A 20,617-nucleotide genomic window follows, 5' to 3' on the forward strand; every position below is an offset into this window, starting at 1 on the left:
TCAACCTGCGTCACACCGGCGCGCGCGGCTCGGATTCCTGCGCGATGGGCGCAACGTGGCGCTTGGCCTCACGATAGAACGTATAGAGGCCGGAAGCGATGACGATTGCAGCGCCCAGGAGCGTCCAGCTGTCCGGCACTTCGGCGAAGAAGAAAAAGCCGAGCAGAGAGGAGAAGATCAGGCTCGTATAGCGGAAAGGCGCCACGAAGGAGATTTCTCCGGTGCGCATGGCAAGGATGACCGACTGGTAGCCGACGAGCACCAGCACCGAGGCGAGCAGGAGATGGCCGAGCGATGTAAAGCTGACCGGCTGCCAGCCGCCGAGGAGCGGAATGAGCAAAGCGCCGAAGAAGGAGATGGAGGTCGCGGTGATGACGGTGATCATCAGCGAAGGAATCTCCGGGTCGATCGACCGGGTGGCGAGATCGCGGCCGGCCGTCGTCAGCACCGCGCCGACGCAGAGCAAGGCGGCGGCGGTGAATCCATCGGGGCCGGGGCGGATGATGATCATCACCCCGACGAGGCCGACAAGGATCGCCGACCAGCGCCGCCAGCCGACAGGTTCGCGGAAGAAGAGGGCGGCGCCGAAAGTGACGACCAGCGGCAGCGACTGCAGGATCGCCGAGGCATTGGCGATCGGCATCATGCCGAGCGCGGTGATGTAGGTGACGGCGGAGAACATTTCGCAGACGATCCTGAGGATGATGATCGGCTTCAGTATGATGCGCCAGGAGCGCAGCGCGCCCATCTTCCGGGCGATCAGATAGACGAGCAGGCTGGTGAAGAGGCCGCGCAGAAACATGATCTCGCCGGCATTCATATAGGCGATCACCGATTTGGAGAGTGCGTCGCTGGAGGAAAAGCCGGCCATCGCCAAGCTCATATAGATGGCGCCCTCAGTATTGCGTGACCGCGGCATGAAGAGATTCCCTTTACCTGTGCGTCCCTTCTTAGTCGGGAAGATACATGAAGGGAATCGAATGAATGTCACACCCGGGATAAATCGATGGTGCGGCGCACAAAGCTCCTGACGTAACGGCAGGTGCGCGTGTGAAAACCACGGCAAATGACCGTTTTATCTTGTGATTCTGGCATTTCGTATGCGTCCGAGGCGATCTGCCATCGGGCCTTTTGTTTTTGCGCGCGGGAAACGGGTGGCTGCATCGGCTGATGTTTGAGATTTGAGATGCCTCAACAACTGAGGAGAAACGGACATGACACTTCTGAAAAACAAGGTCGCTATCGTCACCGGCGCAAGCTCGGGCATCGGCCGCGCAGCCGCGAAGGTCTTTGCACGGCAAGGTGCGAAGGTGGTGATCAACGGCCGGCGGCAGGATGCACTCGATGCCGTCGTCGCCGAAATCGAGGCGGAGGGCGGAGAGGCCGTCGCCGTTGCCGGCGATGTCAGGGACGAGGCACTGCAGGCAAGGCTGGTCGAGACAGCAGTCTCGCGTTTCGGCAGGCTCGACATCGCCTTCAACAATGCCGGCGCCCTTGGTGAGATGGGGCCGGTTGCCGGATTGTCGGTGGAGGGTTGGCGCGAGACGATCGAGACCAATCTGACGGCCTCCTTTCTCGGCGCCAAGCACCAGTCGGCGGCGATGGAAAAAGGCGGTGGGTCGCTGATCTTCACCTCGACCTTTGTCGGCCACACCGCCGGCATGCCCGGCATGGGCGCTTATGCGGCGAGCAAGGCGGGCTTGATCGGTTTCGTGCAGGTGCTCGCCGCCGAGCTGGCCTCGCGCAACATTCGCGTTAACGCGCTTCTGCCCGGCGGCACCGATACGCCTGCCAGCATCACCAACGCGCCGGATGCGACGGCGGAAGTGCTTGCCTTCGTCAACGGACTGCATGCGCTGAAACGCATGGCGCAGCCGGAAGAGATCGCCAATGCGGCGTTGTTTCTGGCGTCGGATCTGTCGAGCTTCGTGACGGGGACGGCGATGCTGGCGGATGGTGGGGTTTCGATCAGCCGGACGTAGGGTTGGTGAGGGGGCGCATTTTGTCTTGGCTTTCGTTCACCCAAGCCAAGCAATGAAGGGTGTGCCGTGTGGCCCCCTCATCTGCCTGCCGGCATCTTCTCCCCGCTGGGGAGAAGGGACCAAGCCGCACGACCGTCATTCCGGCAGCTGAAATTCGAGAGGGAGCAAGGCGCTGCCACGATTCCGCTTCTCCCAGCGGGGAGAAGATGCCCGGCAGGGCAGATGAGGGGGGTGAGGAGCGTTAGCGACGAACGCCTTGAGCGGCAAGCGAAAGGCATATGGCTGCTGCAGGTCAAATCTTCCATCCGCCTACGACATAATCAACCCGCCATCGACATTGATCGTCTGGCCGGTGATGTAAGCGGCGTCGTCGCTGGCGAGGAAAGTCACCAGGCCGGCGACGTCCTCGCCGGAGCCGGCGCGTTTCATCGGGATGCCCTCGACCCATTCCTTCATCAGTTCGCCGGGGCCGTAATTGCCGAGCAGCTTGCCCCAGGCCTGGTCGTTATAGGCCCACATGTCGGTCTCGATGATGCCGGGGCAGAAGGCGTTGACGGTGATGTTTTCGGTCGCGACTTCCTTCGCCAGGCTTTGGGTGATGCCGACGACGCCCATTTTCGAGGCGGCGTAATGCGGGGTGTAGATGAAGCCGTCGCGGGCCTGGCCGGAGGCGGTGTTGATGATGCGGCCGCCGCGCCTGTGTTTGCGCATTCTTGCAATGGCCTCCTGGGCGCAGAGGAAGACGCCCTTGGTATTGACCGCCATGACCTTGTCCCACTCGTTCTCCGTCAAGTCCTCGACGCGGGCGATGGTGATGACGCCGGCATTCTGGATCGACACGTCGACCGCGCCGAATTCCTGTTCGGCCGCATCGTAGAGCGCGATGACGCTCGCCTTGTCGGTGACGTCGCCGATGAAGGAGATCGCCTTGCCGCCTTCAGCACGGATCTGTTCGGCAACGCCGTGGACCAGGTCCTCATTGGCCGAGACGACGAGATTGGCGCCTTCGCGGGCAAAGCGCCTGGCGATGGCAGCGCCGATGCCGCGGCTGCCCCCGGTGATGACGACGGTCTTTTGCTCAAAGCGTTTCATGGTCTTTCCTCGTATCCTGACATAAACAGCCAATCGCGGCGCAACCGCCCGTTCGATCGGCGGGAAGGGCGGGCATGACGGCGATATCGCACGCCGTCATGCCCGTTAGTCCCTTCTGCGCCTCGGTCTCAGCCAGGGAGGAGGCGAGACCGTTCATTTTCCAGCGGCCGGCAATGAGCCTTCTCAGGCATCACCAGCAGCAGAATCCGCCGTCGACGAGAAGATCGACGCCGGTCACGAAACTTGCCGCATTCGACAGCAGGAACACGGCCGGCCCCACCATCTCGTCGACCGTCGCCATGCGCTGCATCGGCGTCTGCTCTTCGAAGAGCTTGGTCTGGTGGACCATCTCCGGACGGGTGTTCATCGGCGTTGCCGTGTATCCGGGGGAGATGGTGTTGACGCGAATGCCGCGGCCGACCCACTCCATGGCTAGAGACTTCGACATATGGATGACGCCCGCCTTGGAGGCGTTGTAATGCGCCTGGCTCAGCCCGCGGTTGACGATCACGCCGGACATGGAGGCGATGTTGACGATGGAGCCGCGTCCATTTTTCAGCATGGCGCGGGCTTCGGCCTGGCAGGAGAGGAATATGCCTTTGAGGTTGATATCCATCAGCGTCTGATACTGATCCTCCTCCATCTCCTCCGCCGGATTGGCGTTGGCGATGCCGGCAGCGTTGACGGCGAGCGTCAGCGCGCCAAGATCGGCTTCGGTGCGTGCCACGGCATCTCCAAGGGAGGTTTTGCTCGTGACGTCGGCCGCGATCTCGATCGAGCGGCGGCCGGCCGCGCTTATATGTTCGGCTGTCCTCGCCAGTCCGTCGTCGGTCCGGCGGTCGAGCAGGGCGACGTCGGCGCCGCATTGCGCAAGGCCGATGGCGATGCGCTGCCCGATGCCGCTTCCGGCGCCGGTGACGATGGCGACTTGGCCGCTGAGATCGAAAAGCTTCGGGGCGTTCAGAGTGATGTCGGACACCGCTCTTCCTTTCTCTGTCTGTTTAGATAGTAGCCAGTTCCATGACCGAAACGTCATTGGCCTGGTCACGATTGAGGATCCCCGCCTGCTTGCCTTGCGCAAGCACGAGAATGCGATTGGAGACGCCGAGAACTTCCTCGAGGTCCGAGCTCACGACGATGACCGCCACGCCCTGTTTGGCAAGATTGACGATGATGTCGTAGATGCCGGCGCGGGCGCCGACGTCGATGCCTCTCGTCGGTTCGTCGAGCACGACGACCTTGGGATCGCGCATGAGCCATTTGGCGATCACGACCTTCTGCTGGTTGCCGCCTGATAGGTCCGAGGCGTACTGCTCGGCACGGCCCTTGACGCCGAACTTGGCCACTGCCTTTTCCGCAAAGGAGCGCTTGATGCGCGGTGTGATCCAGCCGCGGCCGAGCTTGTCGAGATTGGCGTAGACAATGTTCTCGCTGATCCGGTGGCCGACGATCAGGCCTTGTTCCTTGCGGTCTTCCGGAACCATCACGATACCTCTGGCGATCGCGTCCGCCGGATCGCGCAGCCTGAGTTCCTCGCCTTCGAGCTTGATCGAACCGGCACTGATCGGATCTGCGCCCGAAATCGCCCGCACCAGTTCGGTGCGGCCGGCGCCGACCAGCCCGGCGATGCCGAGAATTTCTCCGGCCCGCACCTCGAAGGTGACGTCGCGGAACGAGTCGTCCGGCGAGCTCAGTCCGGACACCTGAAGCACCGGACGGTCTGTCGGAACGGGCAGGGCGGGGAACAGGCGGTCAAGCGGGCGCCCGACCATGCTCTCGACGATCGTTCGAACCGGGGTCGCGCTGTCCGAAAATTCCTGCACGCGCTCGCCGTCGCGAAGAACGACGATGCGGTCGGTGATCTGCTTGATCTCTTCCATGCGGTGGGAAATGTAGACGATGCCGACGCCTTCCGAGCGAAGCTTGCGAACCTGCTCGAACAGAGCTTCCGTCTCCGCGCCGCCAAGGGCGGCTGTCGGCTCATCGAGGATCAGCAGCTTTGCGTTGAGCGCCAGCGCCTTGGCGATTTCGATGAGTTGCTGATTGGCCGTGGAAAGGCCGGCGACCTTCCGCGTTGCGGGTATGTGAAGGTTCAGGCGGGCGAGCTGATCCTGGGCCCGGCGAACCATTTGGGCGCGGTCGACGACGCCGTTCTTCATCGGCCAGCGTCCGATGAAGACGTTTTCGGCGACCGAGAGCTGCGGCAGAAGCTGTAGCTCCTGGTGGATCAGGACGACACCCTTGTCGATCGCTTCCCTTGGGGTGGCCGGGGCATAAGGCTGCCCCAGCCATGTCATCGATCCTTCGGAGGGCGTGCGGGACCCGGCGATGATGCCCGACAGCGTTGACTTGCCCGCTCCATTTTCACCGAGAAGGGCAACCACTTCGCCGGGATAGACGTCCAGGCTGACATCCTTCAGAACCTGGAGCGGCCCATACCACTTGGATATGCCCCTCAGGGAAAGAACGGGATCAGTCACGGCACACCTCCTCAAGACCTCAACGTTATCAGGGATGGTTGGCGATGAAGCCTGCCACGTTTTCCTTGGTGGTCAGCGTGGCATCCATGAGCTGGACCGGAGGCACCTTTTCGCCGGCGACAAGCTTAGCGGCATTTTCAACCGCGTCGCGGCCCATCTTCTGCGTCTGCTGCGTCGCCGTGACGTTGAAGACGCCCTTGCTGAGGGCTTCGAGAGCCGCGGTGTCGCCATCGAAGCCGCCGACCACGATCTTCTGCGAGGGATTGGCGACCTTGATCGCCTGCGCGGCGCCGAGTGCAAGACCGTCGGCCTGGGCGAACACGATCGAAACGTCCGGGTTTGCCTGCAGCATGTTCTGCATGATCTGGAAGCCTTCGTCCTGGCTCCAGATGTTGGAGAACTGCTCGGCGACGACCTTCACGTCCGGATATGCCTTCAGGGATTCACCGCAGCCCTTCGAGCGATCGACTTCCGGCGTCGTGCCCTTCTGGCCATGGATGATGACCATCTTACCCTTGCCGCCGGCTTCCTTCAGGATGTAGTCGCACACGGCCTTGGCGGAGGCGACGGAATCCGTTGCAAGGAACGTATCGCCCGGTGCTCCCTCGGCATTGCGGTCGACGTTGACGACCGGGATGCCGGCGCTTTTCGCGAGCTTGACCGGAACGCTTGCAGCGGCCGCACCTGCCGGGATGTAGATCAGCGCGTCGATTTTCTGGGTCAGCAGATCCTGGATCTGGTTGACCTGCGTCGGTCCGTCGCCCTTTGCGTCGACCGTGATGACTTCGATGCCGCGCTTCTTGGCTTCGGCCTCGACCGATTGCTTGATCTGGTTGAAGAAGTTTGCCTGAAGGTTGGCAACGGCGAGGCCGAGCTTCTTCAGTTCCGCCGCGTGTACGGGGCCGAGCATGAGACCGAGCAGTGCAGCAGACGCGAGCATGGTGCGCGCAATTTTCATTGTAGTTCCTCCGTTGTTGATAGCACCCTCGGGTATGTCCTCCCCCTTGGGTTATTGATCCGCCCCGATCTTGCGGGGCGGAATTCCGGGTCCGCCAGCGCGCGTCAGGCGCGGCGCCGACGAATGGTTTCTGCGCCGACCGCAAGCACGATGACGATGCCGATGATCACCTGCTGAAGAAACGGCGAGACGTTGAGAAGGTTGAGGCCGTTGCGAAGCACGCCGATGATGAGAACGCCGATCAGCGTCCCGCCGATGCCGCCCGCGCCGCCGGAGAGGGAAGTTCCGCCGATGACGACCGCGGCGATGGTATCCAGCTCATAGCCGAGACCACTGGACGGCTGGACGGAATCCAGCCGGGCGGCGAGCACGACGCCCGCGAGCCCCGCAAGAACGGCACTCACGACATAGACGCTGATCGTCACGAGCGGGACGTTGATGCCGGCGAGGCGCGCGACTTCCGAGTTTCCGCCCACCGCATAGAGCATGCGCCCTTCGGATCGGAAGTGCAGGAAAAGCCAGGCCGCAAGAACCACCGCAAGCATCAGAAAGACCGTGGCTGTGATGACGCCGAAATGGCGATCGATCGCCAGCATCATGAACCAGTCGGGGAAGCCGACGATCTGCTGGCCGTCGGTGATCATGTTCGCAACGCCGCGGGCGGCCGACATCATTGCAAGCGTGGCGATAAAGGCCGGAACCCTGAACTGCGTCACCAGAAGCCCGACGATCAGGCCTGATACCGCCGAGGCGATCAGCGCAAAGACGATGCCGACGGGCAGGGGCAGGCCGGCGACGTTGGCGGTCCAGCCCATGACCATCATCGCCAGCGCGAGCGCCGAGCCGACTGAGAGATCGATGCCGCCGATCAGGATGACGAAGGTCATTCCCACAGCCATGATGCCGAGAACGGTGATCTGGTCGAGGATGTTGAGGCCGTTTCGAACCGAAAGAAACGTGTCCGTGCTGAGGCTCAGAAAGACGCAGAGCGCAAGCAGTCCCACGAGCGGGCCGGTAGCTCCCTTGAGCTTGCCGAGCCAGGCGCCGGACGAAAGCCTGTGTTCATTGATATCGAGCGCCACCATTGCTCCTCCCTATGCTTAGGCTTGTATCCGATATTCGTTCAGGCGAGAATAAATATTCATGCCTGCTGGAAAATTCATTAACAACTTGCTTTCCGGCTGTCAACAAGATTTCCGGCGGCCTATGTTCTTAGCGGCCTCGTTAAGGGGCTTGACTAATCGGTTTGTTGTGCAAAAATATTGAGTATTGAATATTTATGCACACGAGGAGCCCATGGATACGACAGAACTTGAGCGCATCGCCCGCGAGATCCGATTGCGCGATCTCCAGGCGGTCTTTGAAGCGGGCGCCGGCCATATTGGCGGGGAGATGTCGGTCATCGACATTTTGACGGCGCTCTATTTTCGTGTGCTGAAAGTCTGGCCGGATCAGCCCAAACATCCCGACCGCGATAGGTTCGTTCTGTCAAAGGGGCATACGGCATGCGCCCTCTATGTGACGCTCGCAAAACGCGGCTTCATTCCGGAGGAGGAGATTTCCACCTTCCTGCAGCCGCATTCGCGGCTGAACGGGCATCCGAATTGCAACAAGGTTCCGGGCGTCGAAACGAATACCGGGCCGCTCGGCCATGGTCTTCCGGTCGCAGTCGGAATGGCGAAAGCGGCCAAGCTCTCGGGTGCTAAATTTCACACCTATGTCGTCACCGGCGACGGTGAGATGCAGGAGGGTTCCAACTGGGAAGCGATCATGGCGGCCGCCCAGTTCAAGCTCGATAACTTGACGCTGGTCATCGATCACAACAGGTTTCAGCAGGGCGCGGCGCTGGCCGAAACCAATGATCTCGCCCCGCTGCGCCCGAAGCTCGAAGCCTTCGATTGGGAAGTCACCGATATCAACGGCAATACGATGAGCGAAATCGTTCCTGCGCTCGAACACCGGGGGGCAAGGCCGCATTGCATCGTCGCCCATACCAACAAGGGCCATGGAATCTCGTTCATGCAGGACCGGGTCGAATGGCATCATAAGGTGCCGAGCAAAGAACAATACGAAATCGCATTGGCAGAATTGTCGGAGGCACTGTGATGAACGCCCCAGTAAACCCACCCAAGCTCCACGATTGCCGCGACGCATTCGCCGCGACGCTCGAGCGGCTGGCCGCTGAAAACGAAACGATCGTCGCCGTCTGCAACGATTCCGTCGGTTCCTCCAAGCTTGGCGGCTTCAAGTCGAAATTTCCCGAACGCCTCGTCAATGTCGGCATCGCGGAGCAAAATATGGTCGGCGTCGGAGCGGGCCTCGCCAATGGCGGACGGCTTCCATTCGTCTGCGCCGCCGCTCCGTTTCTCACCGGGCGGTCGCTGGAGCAGATCAAGGCCGACATTTCCTATTCGAATGCCAACGTCAAGCTGGTCGGCATCTCCTCCGGCATGGCCTATGGCGAACTCGGCCCGACCCATCACTCGATCGAAGATTTCGCCTGGACGCGGGTTCTGCCCAATCTTCCGGTCATTGCGCCTTGTGACCGCATCGAAACCGCCGCTGCCGTTGCCTGGGCTGCGAGTTATGACGGGCCGTGTTTCCTGCGCCTGTCACGGGTCGGCGTGCCGGACCTGCTTCCGGAAGGCCATAGGTTCGAACTTGGCAAGGCGAATCTCCTTCGCCAGGGTTCCGACGTCACGCTCATCGCCAACGGCACTTTGACCCATCGCATTCTGAAGGCGGCCGAAATCCTCGCTGAGCGCGGTATCAATGCCAGAGTGCTCAATCTTGCGACGGTTCGTCCCATCGACGAGGAGGCTATCATCACTGCTGCCAGGGAAACCGGAGCGATCGTCACAGCCGAAGAGCATTCGATCTTTGGCGGGCTCGGCTCGGCGGTCGCCGAAGTGGTGGTCGACAATGCCCCGGTGCCGATGAAGCGTCTCGGCGTTCCCGGCGTGTATGCCCCCACAGGTTCGGCAGAGTTCCTGCTTGACGAATTCGGGATGGCGCCGTCCGCAATCGCCGACGCCGCGCAGGCGCTGATCAAGCGCAAGTAATGGGATCATGGCGGCTGATACGCTTTTGCCGTTTCGGCCGTCACCTGATCCGGGGAGGATAGAATGCGGGCAATTCTGGCAATCGACCAGGGCACGACCAATTCAAAGGCAGTTCTCGTTTCCGAGAAGGGAGAAATCGTCGGCAGGGGTTCGGCGCCCGTCGGCATCTCCTATCCCAAACCGGGCTGGGTCGAACAAGATCCGCGCCGGCTCTACGCATCGGTCCGCGAAGCGGTCGACGCCTGCCTGAAGGCCGGCCCCGATGTTGTTATCGAGGCCGTGGCCATTTCCAACCAGCGCGAATCCGTTACCGCCTGGGACGCCGATACCGGGGAGGCGCTCGGGCCGGTGGTCAGCTGGCAGTGCCGCCGAACGGCGCAGGATTGCGAACGTCTCATTGCCGAAGGTCGCCTTGACCGGGTGCAGGCGCTTACCGGCCTGCCATTGGACCCGATGTTCCCAGGTTCGAAATTCCGCTGGCTGCTCGACCGTATTCCGGCCGGGCGATCGGTGCGGCTCGGAACGATCGACAGCTGGCTCGTCCACTGCCTGACGGGCGGGCGCCGGCATGCCTGCGACGCTTCGAATGCCGCCAGGAGCCAATTGTTCGATCTCCGGGAGCAGAGATGGAGCGAGGAACTCGGCGAGATTTTCGGCGTCGATATCGCGCTGCTGCCCGAGGTGCTCGACAGCTCCGCCGATTTCGGCAGAACGCAAGGATTGCCGGGGGTGCCTGACGGTACTCCTATCATGGCCGCGATCGGAGACAGCCACGCCGCCCTGTTCGGTCATGGGGCATTCAAGCCGGGCGACGGCAAGGTGACTTTCGGGACCGGCTCTTCAGTCATGACGACGCTTTCGCAATTCATTCCCCCACGCAACGGCGTCACGACCACCGTTGCATGGCGTCTCGGGGGAAAGCCGACTTTCGCCTTCGAAGGCAATATTCTCGTTTGCGCCGCCAGTCTTCCCTGGATGGCCGATATTCTCGGCCTTGCGGATGTGGCAGCTCTCGTCGAGCTTGCGGCGAGCGCCGAGCCGGGCGGCCCCGGCTTCGTGCCGGCATTCGTGGGACTGGGTGCCCCTTACTGGAATGCCGATGCCCGCGCGCTGTTCTCCCAGATCAACTTCAATACCACACGCGCGCAGATGGCTCGGTCGGTAACCGATTCCATCGCCTTCCAGGTGCATGACGTGATCGCGGCGATGCGGACGCAGAGCGGCGGCGAACTCGGTGCGCTTTATGTGGATGGCGGACCGAGCCAGAACCGCTTCCTGATGCAGTGTGTCTCGAACCTCATCGAACAACCCGTGATCCAATGCGAAGCACCCGAGGCGTCGGCTCTGGGGGCTGCCTATCTGGCGGGGCTGTCACTCGGCTTGTGGAGCGATCTCAAGATTGTCGCGGAGTTGCCGCGAAACACCGAGACCATCGAGCCGCAGTCCGTGGATCGCGTGGTGCTTCTCGATACCTGGAATGATGCGCTCGCCCGCTCGACGTCCCGCGAAACACAGGCTAAAGGTGAATAAAAATTCACTCTGGGATTAGCGATGACTCGCCTCAACGAACTCCGCCTCATTTCAAGGGTCGCCCAGATGTACCACATAGAGGGGCGGCGACAGGCGGAGATCGCGGAGCACCTTCGACTGTCTCAGGCGACGGTGTCGCGCATGTTGAAGCGCGCCGAGGCTGAGGATATCGTCAGAACCAGCGTGATCCCTCCCGTCGGCACCTATAGCGAGCTCGAGGGGGCGCTTCGCGAGAAATACGGTCTGCCGGAGGCGATCGTCGTCGAGTGCACGGAAGACCGGGACGGTGCCATCATGGCCCGTATCGGAGAGGCAGCGGCCCATCTCCTGGAGGTGACGCTTTCGCCAGGAGAGATCATCGGCGTTTCGAGCTGGAGCCAGACCATTTTCAAGATGGTCGAGAACATCCATCCTTCGAAGAGCGCTCAGGTGAAATACGTCGTCCAGACCCTTGGCGGCATGGGCGATCCTTCGGTGCAGACGCATGCGACACAGCTGACCACGCGGCTTGCGCGGCTGACCGGCGCCGAGCCGAAACTGCTCCCCGTGCAGGGCGTGACGACATCGAGGGAGGCAAAACTTCTGATGCAGGCCGACCCGTTCGTGCGCGAAACGATGGACCTCTTCGGCAGCATAACGCTCGCGATCGTCGGCATCGGAGCCGTCGAACCATCCGAACTTCTCGCCCGCTCGGGCAACATCTTTTCCTCCCGCGAACTCTCCGACCTCGCGGAAGCGGGCGCCGTCGGCGATATCTCGCTTCGCTTCTTCGATAAGAACGGCAAGCCGGTCAAGACACCTCTCGACGACCGGGTCATTGGGCTGCCGCTCGAGGATCTCGAACGGGTGGACCGGGTGATTGCTCTGGCTGGCGGAGCCAAGAAGACCGATGCGATCGCAGGTGCGCTGCGTGTGGGGGTGATCGACATGCTTGTGACGGATAAGTTTACTGCGCAGCGGTTGATCGACTGACGGGGACGGGGTGATTTTGCCGGCTTGAATGTGCCGCGCCATCCACGATCACATGATCGTGGTCCGGTGTGCATTTCTTCCACCCGGGCCTTGATTCTGTAGATTTCCCGCGATTTCGGTGGTGATGGTGCTGTGCCAACCTAGGAAATGCCGCACGATCGCTGGCAGCAGGCGATCGATTCAACCTCACTGGTGTGGGGCTGTCGGTATTTCTAGCGACCGACGCTGCCTCGTTTATTATTGGGCATGATTTGTTGGGGGATGGAGGGTTACGTTCAAGGCATACACGAGGCGAGAATCAGGCTCAAAAACTTGTGCCCCATATTTATTTCCCCCAGCATTTCTCTAACGCCGTCTCATCGGATGCATGGACTAGAGACATCCGTCTAGCCAGATGGTCTATATCAAGGACCTTCACCCTTATGTCCGCGCCGATAGCGTATTCGGACGCGTTAAAATGATCCCCTTGAATATTTGATGAATGGATAAGGCCCGTAACTCCCTGTTCAAGATCAACAAAGACTCCATATCTAGTCCGATTGACGACACGACCCTGATGAATAGTATTTTCTGGGTACCTGGTATCGGCGCCCACCCAGGGTCCGGTGACAAGTGAACGCTCGAATGCCCCCAACGTAGTCTGTGCTTTGGTAAGATCTGTCATGTTGTCAAATCTGTTGTCTTGAAACACCGCGTTGTAAGCCTTGCTTTCAGATTGACGTATGTGAGCCAGTTCATTCAAACAGGCGCGAGCATTATGCATTGCTGTTCTTGGTGAATAGTGTTGAGAACTGTTTTTTATCCTCTCCGCGATTGCTTCCGCCAAAGCCTGATCTCTAAACCACGTATCCTCAGCTATAGCGGCTAGGTAGTAGGTATCGCTGCAGATCTGTAGATGTACGCGGCCTGCCGGCGCCAGAGCAATTAGATCATCGTCGGCAAGGTTGGCCGTTCGAAAGTCTTCGGAAAGAATACAAAAACCCCGCGCCAGGGTTTCCAACTCTCTGAAGAATACCGTATGGTCTACACCGAAGCGGGAGAGTTCGCTTCGCATTTGTCGCACATTGACATATCCCTTCAAACGTTGCGGACCAATTTGGTTTGATTTTTCATCAAGCCATTTTAACATCAAAAGGCGGGCAAAGAACGACGGGTGCTGATCAAGTTCGCTAGCTGCGTATAGGTTCTTTAGATAAGCCCTGTCGCTGTCGTAGAAGCGTAGGTTTGATCGTAAAAGGACTGTCGTTACCAGGCTCAATGGCAACACATATTGCCCTTCGCTCTGTACCATCTTAAGGATGTGATCCTCGCCGATATGACCGCTTGTGCAGAATTCTATAAATATTTCCATGGCTCTGCGCATGTTGCGGCCAGCTAATCCAACTATTAGTCGCCTAACATGCATGTCATGTTCAAACACTGATCGCAGTATAGAGGATAAATAGTACGCTTGGTCGGAAGCTGGGTAATCAACGTGCATACCATTCGGTAATTCGTATCGCAGGGTCTTCTTTCCATCTGCACTATTGGCTTTCACGGCAAGTTGGACGCGACTTTGCAAAATGCGTTGAAAAAGGGGAGGTTCGATGCGGAATACCAGATCTTTTAACGCAGTATCCAACGGAGGTTCGCTATGATGATTATCATACGTCTCCTCTCTAAGAGGCAGAACCACAAGGGCCTTGAATTCGCGTTGTATCCATTGAGCAGCTTCGAACATAAGTAATTGCTCGTCCCTAAGCCGCTTATCACAGTTATCAAGTACAATAATTAGTAGCTTTCCGCGGTTTGAGGAACAGTAAACCGTGTGATTTTGGGCTACTGTATGCTTATCTCGTAGCGTGTGTTCAAGATGTTCTGCTAGTTTAATATTCCAGGTTTCCTTGTTTCCCTCGTACAGTCGGCCGGTACCCTTGCGAAATTGAGTCACCTGGGCGGCGTGTACATTTTTGATTGTGTCCAGCTCATCGAAGTCAGTCTGCGGATCGACTGCTTTGCAGCTGTCAACAATCTGCCCTCTAAGCCAGTCATATATCTCACTTCGGGAGATCGGCGCGGGGTTCATATCGATGTGCAACCAGACTGTTTTCAAGCGAACGTCAGCGGGCAAGGCTTTCTCACGAAGGTGATCAATAAACGTGGTCTTACCTGCGCCGGCGCTACCGACAATGAGCATTACCTGATGTTCGAGCTGTCTTGAACCGCGTAACACCTTTACAATTTCCAGAGGTGCTGCAGTGTCCTCAAGGGTCTTTGAGCGAGTTTCGGATGCTGGGGTGGAAGCCCTTATGATCCGGTCGATCGGCTCAATATACCTTTCGCGTCGCTTTGAAGAAATATAGCCGTGCCGAGCCACGAAATTTCTGTCTTCTAAGGTGAGCGGATTGAAAATATGGGAGAAGTCCGCTGAAATCGTTGCGCCGAACGAATTCATACCGACTTCTTCGCGCTGGAAAGCAACTCCTCCTACGAGTTTTCGCGGTTTCCAAAAGCGTTTGGTCCGGACAAGCGGTAGAAGGGAGCTAAATGCCGCATCGACGGCATGGGCGCTGAATTCAGCTGCAAATTTTGCGAATGTGTCATTGTAGATATCTAGATCTTCAAGACGCAGAACGTACTTAGGCTCGGCATGGTCCGCCGGGCCGGCGTGAAGCGACAACCCATCCGTTGCAATCAATTTACTGATTGGCTGCACGCCGGAATCAAATTGTGAATTTAATTCCGCCGCATACAAACGTGCTTCACGATAAGCTTCACCCAAGTCAGAGCCGGGTGCCTTTGCCTCGGCGACGACTATTGGGAACCCGCTTCGTGCTATTATATAATCAGGAAAATAACTCTTCTGATCGGAACCCTTGCCGATTATGAATTTGCGTACATTGGCTTTGGTGTGAATATCTGCTGGATCGTGAGCCAAGCCGGTGGGCATATCAGCGGCGAGCAGTGGATAAAGTAGCTTTTGTTCTACATCACTTTCGTTATGAAGTACTTCCGCAGTCGGGCGCTCGAAAATCATTTGTTCCCCCACTTGTAGTTGTCCAACCTTTTGACAATGTGTGGCGGCTGTCAAGCTCCTGTATGTCCCGGTGTTGTAACCATGCGTTGCAGCAGCAAATTTTTAGAATGATCCGGAAGAGAAACTGCAGTCGGTTCACCGTCCGATGGCTTCGGATTCTCGCTTGGGTTTGCTAATATCCGCGCCAGCGTGAGTTTGCATTTTAACGGTCAATGCGCGGTCCCATCCACGATCACATGATCATACTCCATCGAGCATTTCTCCACCCGGGCCTCGACCCTGTAGATTTCCCGCAGCATCTCCGCCGTGACCACGTCCCTCGGGGCGCCGCAGGCGCGCATTCGGCCGTTGGCGATGACCAGCACCTTGTCGGCGAAGCGAAGCGCCTGGTTGAGGTCGTGGATGGCGATCAGGACGAGCATGCCTTTGGCGCGGGCCTGGCGGCGCATGAAGTCTAGGACTTCGATCTGGCGGTGGAGGTCGAGGGCGCTTGTGGGTTCGTCCATCAGCATGATTTCGGGTTCGCGGACGAGCGCCTGGGCGATCGAGACGAGTTGGCGCTGGCCGCCGGAGAGGGCGCCGAGATCGCGGAAGGCGATGGCGGTGATATCCAGCGCCTTCATGATCTCGTCGATGAAGCGCAGGTCGCTGTCGCCGACGGCCCAGGACTGGCCCTGCTTGCGGGCGAGGAGAATGGATTCGTAGACGGTCAGCACCGCATTGGCCGACGTATCCTGCGGCATGTAGCTGATGGCGTTCTTCGCCTTCGAGCCTTCGACGACGACATGGCCGGGGCCTTTGAGCAGGCCGGTGATGCGCTTGAAGAGCGTCGACTTGCCGGCGGCGTTCGGGCCGATGACGGCGACGACCTCGCCTGATTTCATCACCGGCGTCGTTACGTCTTCGACGAAAAGCTTGCGGCCGTGAAAGGCGCCGACCGACTGCAACTGAAGCGCTACCATGACCGGCTCCTGTTCGAGAGGATGAGCGAGAAGAAGAAGGGCACGCCGACCAGCGCCGTGATGATGCCGATCGGGAAGACGACGCCTGGGACGATCGACTTCGAGACGATCGAGGTCAGCGAGAGCAGCAATGCGCCGGAAAGGATCGAGCCCGGCAGGAAGAAGCGCTGGTCCTCGCCGAGAATCATGCGCGCGATGTGTGGGCCGACGAGGCCGACAAAGCCGATCGTGCCGACGAAGCTTACGGGGACCGCGGCAAGCAGCGAGACGACGAGCATGGTTTCCAGGCGGATGCGGCGGACATTGACGCCGAAGCTTGCCGCCTTGTCCTCGCCGAGGCGGATGGCCGTCAGCGCCCAGGCGTTGCGGGCAAAGAGCGGCAACGCTGCCAGCAGGACGGCGAGCGTCACCCAGATCTTCGGCCAGGTGGCCTTGGTGAGGCTGCCCATCGTCCAGAAGACGACGGCCGACAGCGCCTGTTCCGAGGCGAGATATTGCAGGAAGGCGAGGGCGGCATTGAAGGTGAAGACCAGGGCGATGCCGAGCAGCACCACCGTCTGCACCGAGACGCCGCGGGCCTGGGAGATGAAATGGATGAAGAGGGTGGCGATCAACGCCATGATGAAGGCATTGACCGGCACCAGCAGGCCGGCCGCGACCGGCAGAAGCGGAACGCTGGTGACGATCGCAAGGGCCGCGCCGAAGCTTGCAGCGGCCGAGATGCCGAGCGTGAAGGGGCTGGCGAGCGGATTGGCGAGGATCGTCTGCATCTGCGCGCCGGCGACGGAGAGCGAAGCGCCGACGACGACCGCCATCACGGCGACCGGCATGCGGATATTCCAGACGACGGCCCGCACCTGATCCGAAACGGAGGACGGGTCGAGGAGGGCGGCTACGACCTCACCGAGGCTGTAGCGGGCCGGTCCCCAGGCGAGATCGACGGCAAAGGACAGACAGAGTGCTGCCGTCATGGCGGCAAGGATCAGGAGCTTGCGCCGGGCGAGGGCGCGGTAGCGCTCCCGCCCGGCTTCGGCTTCGATCGATATGGCGGCGATCTCGGCCATCGCGGATTACTTGCCCGCCTTGGCGTCGACCCAGTAGCCCGGCTGATAGGCGACCGGCAGGAACTTCTCGTGGAATTCCTTGAAGGTGGCATCCGGGTCGAGATCGGCAAAGAGGTTCGGATGGAACCACTTCGCCAGCTGCTGGACGGCGACGAACTGGTAGGGGCTGGTATAGAACTGGTGCCAGATCGCATGGACGTTGCCGCCGGCCACCGCCTTGGAGCCGGTGAAGGCCGGGTTTTCCATCAGCGTGATCAGCGCCTTGCGGCTGTCGCCGAGGGTGGCGGCGGCGTTCGGGCCGACATTCACGAAATCCTTGGCGTCCTTGGTCTGGCTCCAGTTGGAACCGGTGACGACGATGACCTCGGGATTGGAAGCGACGACCTGTTCGGCATTGATGGAGCCGGTGTAACCCGGCAGGAAATCGGAGCCGAGATTGTGGCCGCCGGCCAAATCGACCATCAGGCCGAAATTATCCGGACCGAACGTGCCGCAGCATTCCACCAGACCGGCGGCGCGATACATGAAGACCTTCGGCTCCGGCGGATTGGCCGCCTTCAGTCTGTCGGTCACGCGCGCCATCTGCTCCTTCCAGAAGCTGGCAACGGCTTCGGCGCGGTCCTCATGGCCGAAGAGCTTGCCGAGAATCTTCAGGCTCGGCTCGGTGTTGGCGAGAATATGCTCGCGGAAATCGATGTAGACGATCTTGACGCCGATGCCGTTCAGCATCTCCTCGAGCTTCACCTCGTCGGCCGCCGTCTTGTTGCCGATCGGCAGCAGCAGCACGTCCGGGTGAAGCTTGACGACCGTTTCGGTCTGCAGCGTGCCGTCCGTCAAGTTGCCGAGGAAGGGCAGGTCCTTGCCCTTGGGAAACTTCTCGACATAGGCGTTGAAGCCGTCCTTGTCGGTGGTCCAGAGATCGTTGCGCCAGCCGACGATCTTGGCGAAGGGATCTTCCTTCTCGATCGGCGCGACGGCGTAGAGCATGCGGCCTTCCCCAAGGATCACACGCTCGACCGGCTTGTCGAAGCTCACTTCGCGGCCCGCCACATCCTTGATGGTGAAGGATTGGGCGAGCGCCGAAAGCGGCATCAGGCTCGCAATCGCGGCAGCGGAAACTGCGAGCATTTTCACGAAATTCATCTGGAAATTCCCCTGAGGTCTGAATAATGTCCGCAGGCATAAGAAATATGACTTTCTAAATCAAGTTATATGTTTTAGAGCGTTTCCAAACTGATGCCATGCCGGGGTGCCTGCGATGAATTCCATGAACACGAACTACTCCATCCGCGACGAAATCCGCGACTTCTGGTCGGAGCGGGCCGCCACCTTCGACCAGAGCGTTGGCCATGAGATCTTTTCGGAAGAAGAGCGGAAGGGCTGGCAGCGGCTGATCCGAAAGCATCTCGGCGAGGGGCAAGGGCGTGCGGCGCTCGATCTTGCCTGCGGCACGGCCGTCATCTCGCATCTGATGAACGATGTCGGCTTCAAGGTGACTGGGTTGGACTGGTCGGATGCGATGCTGGCGCAGGCGCGCGCCAAGGCGAAGAAGCGCGGCACCGATATCCGCTTCGTTTCCGGAGATGCCGAAAACACGATGGAGCCGAGGGACAGCTACGACGTCATCACCAACCGCCATCTCGTCTGGACGCTGGTAGATCCGGCTTCGGCCTTCAAGGAATGGTTCGCGGTGCTGAAGCCCGGCGGCAAGGTGCTGATCCTCGACGGCAATATGGGCAAGGAGACCTGGGTCAAGGGCCTGCAGAAGCTCTGGACGAAAATCACGGGCAAGCCGGCGGCGAGCCACATGTCGCCTGAGATGATGGCGCGGCACCAGAACATCCGCTCCCGCGTGCATTTCGCCAAGGCGATGCCGGCCGAAGCTGTGGTCGATCTTCTCCGTCAGGCGGGCTTTACGGATATCGTGGTTGACCGCAAGCTCGGGGATATCCATTGGGCGCAGGCGCGCAAGATGCCGTTTCTGCGTGGGCTGGAGCGGATGGTGCAGGAGCGGTTTGCGATTTGTGCGCGTAAGCCTGGGTGATTGGGATTTTCCCTTCTCCCCAGCGGGGAGAAGATGCCGGCAGGCAGATGAGGGGGTGAGCGGCAAAGCCGCGAATGCGCTGAGCGTAAGCGCAGGGCAACAATGACCGGCGTGCCGTGCAGCCCCCTCATCCGACCCTTCGGGCCACCTTCTCCCCACTGGGGAGAAGAGGGAACAAGCCGCCTGCTTCTCTTTCTACTTCAGACGTTTCTAGGAACTGAGACGTTGCCAGGATCCCGCTTCTCCCCAGCGGGGAGAAGATGCCGGCAGGCAGATGAGGGGGCTGCACGGCACGCCCTCTCATCCGTTATTCCTGTGCTCGTCACAGGAGTGAGGGCGCTGCACGGCATGCCCTCACCAACTTATCACCCACCAGTGACACTCATATGCCGCGCCACCGCTGGCCGGTTATGAGTCCGGTCGATGATGAAGTCGTGGCCTTTCGGCTTGCGGGTGATGGCTTCGTCGATGGCGGCGTGGAGGAGGGCGTCGTCTTCGGTGGTGCGGAGCGCGGCGCGGAGATCGGCGGCGTCGTTTTGGCCGAGGCACATATAGAGCGTACCGGTGCAGGTGAGGCGCACGCGGTTGCAGCTTTCGCAGAAATTATGGGTCAGCGGCGTGATGAAGCCGAGGCGGCCGCCGGTTTCCTCGACCTTGACGTAACGCGCCGGGCCGCCGGTCTGGTAGTCGATGTCGGCGAGCGTGAACTGACGTCCGAGATCGGCGCGCAGCTCGGAGAGCGGCAGGTATTGATCGGTGCGGTCCTCTTCGATCTCGCCCATCGGCATGGTTTCGATGACGGTGAGGTCCATGCCGCGGCCATGGGCGAAGCGCAGGATTTCGGGCATCTCCACGTCGTTGAAACCTTTGAGGGCTACGGCGTTGAGCTTGATCTTGAGGCCGGCCTTCTGGGCGTCGTCGATGCCTTCCATGACCTTGGAGAAATCGCCCCAGCGGGTGATCTTGCGGAACTTATCGGGATCGAGCGTATCGAGCGAGACGTTGATGCGGCGCACGCCGCAGTCATAGAGTTCCGCGGCATGGCGCGCGAGCTGCGAGCCGTTGGTCGTCAGCGTTAGCTCGTCGAGGCCGGAGCCGATCTTTTCGCCAAGTTGGCGCACCAGATACATGATGTTCTTGCGCACCAGCGGCTCGCCGCCGGTCAGCCTGATCTTACGCACGCCCTTGGCGATGAAGGCGGAACAGAGACGGTCGAGCTCTTCCAGCGTCAAGAGATCCTTCTTCGGCAGGAAGGTCATATTCTCCGCCATGCAATAGGTGCAGCGGAAATCGCAGCGGTCGGTGACGGAGACGCGGAGATAGGTGACCGCCCGGCCGAAAGGGTCGATCATCGGATGTGCATCCGCCGTGAGCGGCGATGCGTTGCCTATGGTTCCGACTCTCGTATTCACCAATTCCTCCGCAACGGACCCGCGCCAGACGGGATCGTTGCCT

The 20,617-nt window shown here is 60.2% G+C and carries 17 protein-coding genes; 6 read left to right on the top strand and 11 right to left on the bottom strand.

Annotation, left to right across the window (positions count from 1 at the left end):
* Positions 1-10: 10 nt before the first annotated feature.
* On the bottom strand, positions 11-919 hold the full coding sequence (locus tag ATY78_RS04330; RefSeq protein WP_088681114.1) for a DMT family transporter: 909 nt from the start codon (positions 917-919) through the stop codon (positions 11-13).
* A 295-nt stretch (positions 920-1,214) separates the two neighbouring features.
* Here ATY78_RS04330 and ATY78_RS04335 point away from each other — a divergent pair, with 295 nt between their 5' ends.
* A complete protein-coding gene (locus tag ATY78_RS04335) occupies positions 1,215-1,982 on the top strand; it encodes an SDR family oxidoreductase (RefSeq protein ID WP_088681115.1) in 768 nt (255 codons plus the stop codon).
* Between the two features lie 309 nt (positions 1,983-2,291).
* Here the strand turns inward: ATY78_RS04335 and ATY78_RS04340 are convergent, their stop codons facing one another.
* The 5 genes from ATY78_RS04340 to ATY78_RS04360 all read right to left on the bottom strand — a co-directional run bounded on the left by ATY78_RS04340 (position 2,292) and on the right by ATY78_RS04360 (position 7,597).
* Complete coding sequence (locus ATY78_RS04340) at positions 2,292-3,074, bottom strand: glucose 1-dehydrogenase (protein WP_088681218.1); 783 nt, start codon at positions 3,072-3,074, stop codon at positions 2,292-2,294.
* A 190-nt stretch (positions 3,075-3,264) separates the two neighbouring features.
* Positions 3,265-4,053: an SDR family oxidoreductase gene (locus tag ATY78_RS04345; RefSeq protein ID WP_088681116.1), complete on the bottom strand. Its 789-nt coding sequence runs from the start codon at positions 4,051-4,053 to the stop codon at positions 3,265-3,267.
* A 22-nt stretch (positions 4,054-4,075) separates the two neighbouring features.
* Positions 4,076-5,554: a sugar ABC transporter ATP-binding protein gene (locus tag ATY78_RS04350; RefSeq protein ID WP_088681117.1), complete on the bottom strand. Its 1,479-nt coding sequence runs from the start codon at positions 5,552-5,554 to the stop codon at positions 4,076-4,078.
* Between the two features lie 28 nt (positions 5,555-5,582).
* Entirely contained in the window at positions 5,583-6,512 is a 930-nt protein-coding gene (locus ATY78_RS04355; protein ID WP_088681118.1) for a sugar ABC transporter substrate-binding protein, read from the bottom strand.
* A 104-nt stretch (positions 6,513-6,616) separates the two neighbouring features.
* Positions 6,617-7,597, bottom strand: a complete 981-nt coding sequence (locus ATY78_RS04360; RefSeq protein ID WP_088681119.1) for an ABC transporter permease — start codon at positions 7,595-7,597, stop codon at positions 6,617-6,619.
* 211 nt (positions 7,598-7,808) lie between these two features.
* On the opposite strand from ATY78_RS04360, the gene ATY78_RS04365 reads away from it, so the two are divergent.
* The 4 genes from ATY78_RS04365 to ATY78_RS04380 all read left to right on the top strand — a co-directional run bounded on the left by ATY78_RS04365 (position 7,809) and on the right by ATY78_RS04380 (position 12,076).
* Positions 7,809-8,618 (top strand): transketolase, encoded by an 810-nt coding sequence (locus ATY78_RS04365; RefSeq protein ID WP_088681120.1) that lies wholly within the window; start codon positions 7,809-7,811, stop codon positions 8,616-8,618.
* Positions 8,618-9,574, top strand: a complete 957-nt coding sequence (locus ATY78_RS04370; RefSeq protein WP_088681121.1) for a transketolase family protein — start codon at positions 8,618-8,620, stop codon at positions 9,572-9,574. The genes ATY78_RS04365 and ATY78_RS04370 overlap by 1 nt, the downstream gene beginning before the upstream one ends.
* A gap of 63 nt (positions 9,575-9,637) precedes the next feature.
* Positions 9,638-11,104 carry an FGGY-family carbohydrate kinase gene (locus tag ATY78_RS04375; RefSeq protein WP_088681122.1) on the top strand — a complete coding sequence of 489 codons (1,467 nt, stop codon included), beginning with the start codon at positions 9,638-9,640 and terminating at the stop codon, positions 11,102-11,104.
* 21 nt (positions 11,105-11,125) lie between these two features.
* Complete coding sequence (locus ATY78_RS04380) at positions 11,126-12,076, top strand: sugar-binding transcriptional regulator (protein WP_085737461.1); 951 nt, start codon at positions 11,126-11,128, stop codon at positions 12,074-12,076.
* Between the two features lie 325 nt (positions 12,077-12,401).
* Here ATY78_RS04380 and ATY78_RS04385 read toward each other — a convergent pair whose 3' ends face one another.
* The 4 genes from ATY78_RS04385 to ATY78_RS04400 form a co-directional block, all read right to left on the bottom strand.
* Positions 12,402-15,092 carry a S1 RNA-binding domain-containing protein gene (locus ATY78_RS04385; protein WP_088681123.1) on the bottom strand — a complete coding sequence of 897 codons (2,691 nt, stop codon included), beginning with the start codon at positions 15,090-15,092 and terminating at the stop codon, positions 12,402-12,404.
* Positions 15,093-15,301: 209 nt separating this feature from the next.
* Positions 15,302-16,054, bottom strand: coding sequence for an ABC transporter ATP-binding protein (locus ATY78_RS04390; protein WP_088681124.1), 753 nt, complete (start codon positions 16,052-16,054; stop codon positions 15,302-15,304).
* Positions 16,048-17,118, bottom strand: a complete 1,071-nt coding sequence (locus tag ATY78_RS04395; protein WP_088681125.1) for an iron ABC transporter permease — start codon at positions 17,116-17,118, stop codon at positions 16,048-16,050. Before ATY78_RS04395 ends, ATY78_RS04390 begins: the two co-directional genes overlap by 7 nt.
* A gap of 6 nt (positions 17,119-17,124) precedes the next feature.
* Positions 17,125-18,261 (bottom strand): ABC transporter substrate-binding protein, encoded by a 1,137-nt coding sequence (locus ATY78_RS04400; protein WP_088681126.1) that lies wholly within the window; start codon positions 18,259-18,261, stop codon positions 17,125-17,127.
* Between the two features lie 115 nt (positions 18,262-18,376).
* Between ATY78_RS04400 and ATY78_RS04405 the strand changes: the two genes are divergently transcribed.
* Positions 18,377-19,162 (top strand): methyltransferase domain-containing protein, encoded by a 786-nt coding sequence (locus ATY78_RS04405; RefSeq protein ID WP_088681127.1) that lies wholly within the window; start codon positions 18,377-18,379, stop codon positions 19,160-19,162.
* A 365-nt stretch (positions 19,163-19,527) separates the two neighbouring features.
* Here the strand turns inward: ATY78_RS04405 and moaA are convergent, their stop codons facing one another.
* Positions 19,528-20,574: a GTP 3',8-cyclase MoaA gene (gene moaA, locus ATY78_RS04410; protein WP_088681128.1), complete on the bottom strand. Its 1,047-nt coding sequence runs from the start codon at positions 20,572-20,574 to the stop codon at positions 19,528-19,530.
* Positions 20,575-20,617: the final 43 nt, after the last annotated feature.

Source organism: Rhizobium sp. R635 (assembly GCF_002211285.1).
Taxonomy (GTDB): domain Bacteria; phylum Pseudomonadota; class Alphaproteobacteria; order Rhizobiales; family Rhizobiaceae; genus Rhizobium.

What these genes read in the sequence shown, in the direction of transcription:
- ATY78_RS04330 (WP_088681114.1), bottom strand. Translation starts at nt 919, where the DNA reads ATGCCGCGGTCACGCAATACTGAGGGCGCCATCTATATGAGCTTGGCG.
- ATY78_RS04335 (WP_088681115.1), top strand. Translation starts at nt 1,215, where the DNA reads ATGACACTTCTGAAAAACAAGGTCGCTATCGTCACCGGCGCAAGCTCG.
- ATY78_RS04340 (WP_088681218.1), bottom strand. Translation starts at nt 3,074, where the DNA reads ATGAAACGCTTTGAGCAAAAGACCGTCGTCATCACCGGGGGCAGCCGC.
- ATY78_RS04355 (WP_088681118.1), bottom strand. Translation starts at nt 6,512, where the DNA reads ATGAAAATTGCGCGCACCATGCTCGCGTCTGCTGCACTGCTCGGTCTC.
- ATY78_RS04360 (WP_088681119.1), bottom strand. Translation starts at nt 7,597, where the DNA reads ATGGTGGCGCTCGATATCAATGAACACAGGCTTTCGTCCGGCGCCTGG.
- ATY78_RS04365 (WP_088681120.1), top strand. Translation starts at nt 7,809, where the DNA reads ATGGATACGACAGAACTTGAGCGCATCGCCCGCGAGATCCGATTGCGC.
- ATY78_RS04370 (WP_088681121.1), top strand. Translation starts at nt 8,618, where the DNA reads ATGAACGCCCCAGTAAACCCACCCAAGCTCCACGATTGCCGCGACGCA.
- ATY78_RS04375 (WP_088681122.1), top strand. Translation starts at nt 9,638, where the DNA reads ATGCGGGCAATTCTGGCAATCGACCAGGGCACGACCAATTCAAAGGCA.
- ATY78_RS04380 (WP_085737461.1), top strand. Translation starts at nt 11,126, where the DNA reads ATGACTCGCCTCAACGAACTCCGCCTCATTTCAAGGGTCGCCCAGATG.
- ATY78_RS04385 (WP_088681123.1), bottom strand. Translation starts at nt 15,092, where the DNA reads ATGATTTTCGAGCGCCCGACTGCGGAAGTACTTCATAACGAAAGTGAT.
- ATY78_RS04390 (WP_088681124.1), bottom strand. Translation starts at nt 16,054, where the DNA reads ATGGTAGCGCTTCAGTTGCAGTCGGTCGGCGCCTTTCACGGCCGCAAG.
- ATY78_RS04395 (WP_088681125.1), bottom strand. Translation starts at nt 17,118, where the DNA reads ATGGCCGAGATCGCCGCCATATCGATCGAAGCCGAAGCCGGGCGGGAG.
- ATY78_RS04400 (WP_088681126.1), bottom strand. Translation starts at nt 18,261, where the DNA reads ATGAATTTCGTGAAAATGCTCGCAGTTTCCGCTGCCGCGATTGCGAGC.
- ATY78_RS04405 (WP_088681127.1), top strand. Translation starts at nt 18,377, where the DNA reads ATGAATTCCATGAACACGAACTACTCCATCCGCGACGAAATCCGCGAC.